Origin of the sequence: Corallococcus llansteffanensis, from assembly GCF_003612055.1 — a bacterium.
In the GTDB taxonomy this organism is placed as follows: domain Bacteria; phylum Myxococcota; class Myxococcia; order Myxococcales; family Myxococcaceae; genus Corallococcus; species Corallococcus llansteffanensis.
In genome coordinates, this window is sequence record NZ_RAWB01000721.1 from 1 (window position 1) to 4,430 (window position 4,430).

Here is a 4,430-nt window from a genome sequence, read left to right on the forward strand (position 1 = left end):
CTCATCGGCTTCGGGCCGCTGTCCATCGACATGTACCTGCCGGCGTTCCCGGCCATCGGGCAGTCGCTGCACGCGAGCGCGGGCGAGGTGGAGCGCACGCTGGCGACGTTCTTCGCCGGGCTCGCGCTGGGGCAGCTCCTCTCCGGGCCGGTGAGCGACCGGTTCGGTCGCACGAAGCCGCTCTACGCGGGGCTGACGCTCTACATGCTGGGGTCCATCGGCTGCGCGCTCGCGCCTTCGGCAGGGGTGCTGGCGGCGTGGCGGTTCGTCCAGGCGCTGGGGGGCTCGGTGGGCATGGTGTCCTCGCGGGCCATCGTGAGGGACCTGCACTCGGGCGCGGCGGCGGCGCGGATGATGTCGCGGCTGGTGCTGGTGATGGGCCTCGCGCCCATCGTGGCGCCGCTCCTGGGCGGCTGGGTGCTGCGCACGTCCGGGTGGCGCACCATCTTCTGGAGCCACGCGGTCATCGGCGTCATCGCGCTGGCCGCCGTCGTCCTCATCCTCCCGGAGACGGCGCCGCCACGGAGCGGACCGTCCCAGCCCTTCCGCTCCATGGCGCGCATCGTGCGGGCGCCGGACTTCCTGGGCCATGCGCTGGCGGTGGGGCTCGCGCAGGCGGGGATGTTCGCGTACATCGGCGGGTCGCCCTTCGTGTTCATCACGCTGCACGGCGTGGCGCCGGAGCACTTCGGGTGGTTCTTCGGCGCGAACGCGGCGGGGCTGGTGCTCATGTCGCAGCTCAACCACCGGCTGCTCGCGCGCTCCTCGCCGGAGCAGGTGCTGAAGTGGGCCGTGCGCGTGGCCGCGTTCGCGGGGCTGGCGCTCGTCGGCGTGGTGGTGACGGGACTGGGCGGGCTGTGGGGCATCGCGCTGTCGCTGTTCGTGTTCGTCTCCAGCCTGGGCGCCATCTCCCCCAACGCGACCGCGCTGGCGATGGAGCACCACGCGAAGCAGGCGGGCATCGCGTCGGCGGTGCTGGGCGCGCTCCAGTTCCTGCTCGCGGCCGGTGCCTCCGCGGCGGTGAGCGCGAGCCACGACGGCACCGCGAGGCCCATGGCCCTGGGCGTGGCCATCACCGCCCTGCTCGCGCTGGGGGCCCTGGGCCTGGCCCGGCGCTCGACGCCGCCCGAAGCGGGCACGCCCGCGGTCGAAGCCCCCACGCCGACGTCCTGAAACCGGGCGCAGCGGAGGAGCCCATCCGGGGCGCCCTGCTCCCCCTGGACCCGGACGGAGGACTGCTTAATGTCTGGGCATGGGTTCAACCCGCATCCGCCACCATGTGAACGCGCCCCGCGCGAGGGTCTATCGCGCGCTTCTTGATGCGCGAGCGATCGCGACGTGGAAGGTGCCAGAGGGCATGACCAGCCACGTCCATGCGTTCGACGCTCGCGAAGGAGGCGCGTTCAGGATCTCGCTCACGTACGACGCGCCGACCGCGACGGGCAAGACGACCGCGCACACCGACACGTACCACGGCCACTTCGCGAAGCTCGTGGCGGACGAGCAGGTGGTCGAGGTGACGGAGTTCGAGACGGAGGACCCCGCGCTGCAAGGCGAGATGACCATCACGGTCACGCTCGTGGATGCGGACGGCGGCACCGACGTCATCGCCGTGCACGATGGGCTCCCGAGCGGCGTACCGTCCGCCGACAACGAGGAAGGCTGGCGGATGTCCCTCGCGAAGCTGGCGGCGTTCGTCGAGGCGGGATGATGTTCAGGCCTGGGGCTTCAGGTCCCAGGCCTGGAGACCAGGCAGGGCACCGCGTTCTCGGTCCCGGGTCGGTTTGACGCTCCGGGACAAGGCACTGGATAGTGCGCCCCGTGATGCTTGCTCCCTTCTACGCCGCCTGTCCCGTCTGCAAGGCCACCGAGGCCCGCGCGGTCGTCGCCTTCAAGGAATTGAGCTACGGCCGCTGCACCGGCTGCGGGCTCATCTACAAGCGCGAGCAGGTGCCCGGCCTGGGCGTGGGCTATGAGGAGAACTACTTCAAGCACAACCGCGCGAAGTACCTGAGCCGCTGGGACCACCGCGTGCGCAAGTGCCTGCGCCAGGTGCTCGTGTGCCAGGAGTACGCGCCCCACGCGAAGGACCTGCTGGATGTGGGCTGCTCCGCGGGCTACGTGCTGGAGGCGGCGCAGCGCGCGGGGCTGAAGGCCACGGGGCTGGACTACTCGCAGTTCTCCGTGAACCTCTGCCGCGAGCGCGGCTACACCGCCGAGTACGGCTCGCTGACGCAGATGCCGTTCCCGGATGCGTCCTTCGACATCATCACGCTCAAGCACACGCTGGAGCACGTGGACCAGCCGATGGACGGCCTGCGGGAGATCCAGCGCGTGCTGCGGCCGGGCGGCGTGGCGTTCGTCATCGTGCCGGACGCGGCGTACTACAAGATCATCGTGATGCCCCGAAAGGGCCGCTCGTTCCGGCCGGACCGGCGTGGCTGGCAGCACCACGTGTACTTCTACGAGCACAACCTCGCGGACGCCTGCGCGAGGGCCGGCATGGCGCCAGTGAAGGCGGGCAAGGACATCCTGCGCCGACGGCTGGCGAAGGGCCTGCGCGCTCCGTACGAGTACGTGCGCTTCGCCTTGCTGTGGGCCTGGGTGCAGGTGTGCCGCGTGACGCACCTGCGGCGGGAGATCCAGGTCATCGCCCAGAAGCCGAAGGCGGACGCCCAGCTTCCCGCTTCACACGCCGAAGCAGCCTGAGCGCTCACGCGGTCGGGCGGATCCATACGCCCAGCACCGCCGAAGCTGCCTGGGCGCTCACTTCCTGAAGCGGATCCACCCGCCCAGCACCGCGGCCAGCCCCAGCGCCACGGGCCCCAGCCAGTCACCCCAGGCGCCCGCCAGCGGGTTCAGCCGCTCCGACTCCGGCACGCGCATCACCACGCCCGCGCGCTGGTTGTCCTCCAGCTCGGAGGTCCACGCGCCCGCCGGGTCGATGAACGCGGAGATGCCGGAGTTCGTCACGCGCACCTGCGCGGTGCGCGTCTCGATGCTGCGGAAGGCCGCGTGCATCAGGTGCATCCGGGGCGCGGGCGTGCCGGAGAACCACGAGTCATTGGACAGCGTGAGGAGCAGATCCGCGCCCTGGCGCACCTCCTCCGCGACGTAGCCGGGGAAGAGCGCCTCGTAGCAGATGAGCGGCGCCACCTTGAGCACGCGGCCGCCGTTCAGCCGGAAGTCCACCAGCCGGGGCCCGGGCCCGCGCTTCCAGCGGCCGGTCCACGGCATCCACGCGCGCAGCGTGGGAGTGTCCACCGCGTCCGGCACCCACTCCGTCAGCGGGAACAGCATCGTCTTGCGGTACGCGGCCTGCGCCATTCCGCCCGTCGCGGAGGGGCCCAGGAACATGGCGGCGTTGAACTCGCGCTCGCCGTCCAGGTCATACGTGCCGAACACCAGCGGAACGCCGCGCTCCGCGACCCACGCGCGGATCTCCTCGTCCAACGCCCCGCCGTCCTCGCTCTTCGGCGTGCCGAACGTCGTCGGGTACACCGTCTCCGGCCACACCAGCAGGTCCAGCGGCGCCGAGCGCAGGAGCGCGTCCGACATCGCGTAGTGCGTGTCCAGGATGTCGCGCACCACCTCGTAGGTGCCCTGCTCCGCCGCGCGCTTCTCGATGTTCGTGATGTTCGCCTGCACCGCGCCCACCATCAGCCCCGGAGCGGAGCGCACCGCCGCGCGCACCTGTCCCAGCCGCAGGCGTCCGTAGCCGAAGCCCACGAGCCCGAGCACGACCGCCAGCGCCACGGGCACGAACCGCAGGCCCCGCCGCGCGACGAGCCCCTGCCCCACCGCCACGACGCACTCGTTGACGAGCAGCAGGCCCAGCGTGAGGCCCGGAGCGCCCGCCACGTCCGCGCCCTGGCGCAGGGTCTCCGACGCGTAGAGGCCGTGGCCGAGCGTCTCCGCGAACAGCTTGGGCGTGAACCACTCGGTGCCCACGTACACGAGCGCGGTGAGCACCGGGGGCACCCACGCGAGGCGCGGGCCGTCCCCCACCTTCCGCCGTGCGTACCAGCGGATCCACGAGGCGGTGAGGAACTGGAGCTCCAGCACGGGCGCGATGAGCAGGAACACGCCCCAGCACAGCCACACGGGGGCGCGCGAGTAGGCGGCGATGGCACCCGGGAACCAGCCAAAGACAACCGCGGTGAACGTCACCGACAGCAGCGCGCCCAGGGCCAGCGCGCCGCGCGCGGAGCGGGTGCGGTCCACGGCCGCGAGCCACGGCGCCAGGACCACCGCGCCCAGCCAGGCGAAGCCCGGTCGCAGCTCACCGAACCGCGCGAACAGCACGGTGGTCGCCGCGACGCCGAGGAGCGCCCAGGCCCACCCTCGCCACCCGCTCACGGCGCGTCCCCGTCCTCTTCCTCGACGGGGAGCTCGAGCATCTGGTGGGGCATGCCGGGGGGCGCGAGCTC

4 protein-coding genes are annotated in these 4,430 nt (G+C 72.0%); 3 read left to right on the plus strand and 1 reads right to left on the minus strand.

Annotation, left to right across the window (positions count from 1 at the left end):
• The 3 genes from D7V93_RS38910 to D7V93_RS38920 form a co-directional block, all read left to right on the plus strand.
• A partial coding sequence (locus D7V93_RS38910; protein ID WP_341870992.1) for a multidrug effflux MFS transporter occupies window positions 1–1,173 on the plus strand: 1,173 nt, incomplete at its 5' end.
• A 79-nt stretch (window positions 1,174–1,252) separates the two neighbouring features.
• Window positions 1,253–1,711, plus strand: a complete 459-nt coding sequence (locus D7V93_RS38915; RefSeq protein WP_120648118.1) for an SRPBCC family protein — start codon at window positions 1,253–1,255, stop codon at window positions 1,709–1,711.
• 113 nt (window positions 1,712–1,824) lie between these two features.
• The gene (locus D7V93_RS38920) at window positions 1,825–2,709 is read left to right on the plus strand and encodes a class I SAM-dependent methyltransferase (protein ID WP_120648119.1); all 885 of its coding nucleotides are present in this window, start codon (window positions 1,825–1,827) and stop codon (window positions 2,707–2,709) included.
• Window positions 2,710–2,766: 57 nt separating this feature from the next.
• On the opposite strand, the gene lnt is transcribed toward D7V93_RS38920, so the two are convergent.
• Window positions 2,767–4,359 (minus strand): apolipoprotein N-acyltransferase, encoded by a 1,593-nt coding sequence (gene lnt / locus D7V93_RS38925; RefSeq protein ID WP_120648120.1) that lies wholly within the window; start codon window positions 4,357–4,359, stop codon window positions 2,767–2,769.
• Window positions 4,360–4,430: the final 71 nt, after the last annotated feature.

Bases quoted from the DNA above. Each gene is read 5' to 3' on its own strand.
- D7V93_RS38920 (WP_120648119.1), top strand. From the start codon at position 1,825: ATGCTTGCTCCCTTCTACGCCGCCTGTCCCGTCTGCAAGGCCACCGAG.
- D7V93_RS38915 (WP_120648118.1), top strand. From the start codon at position 1,253: ATGGGTTCAACCCGCATCCGCCACCATGTGAACGCGCCCCGCGCGAGG.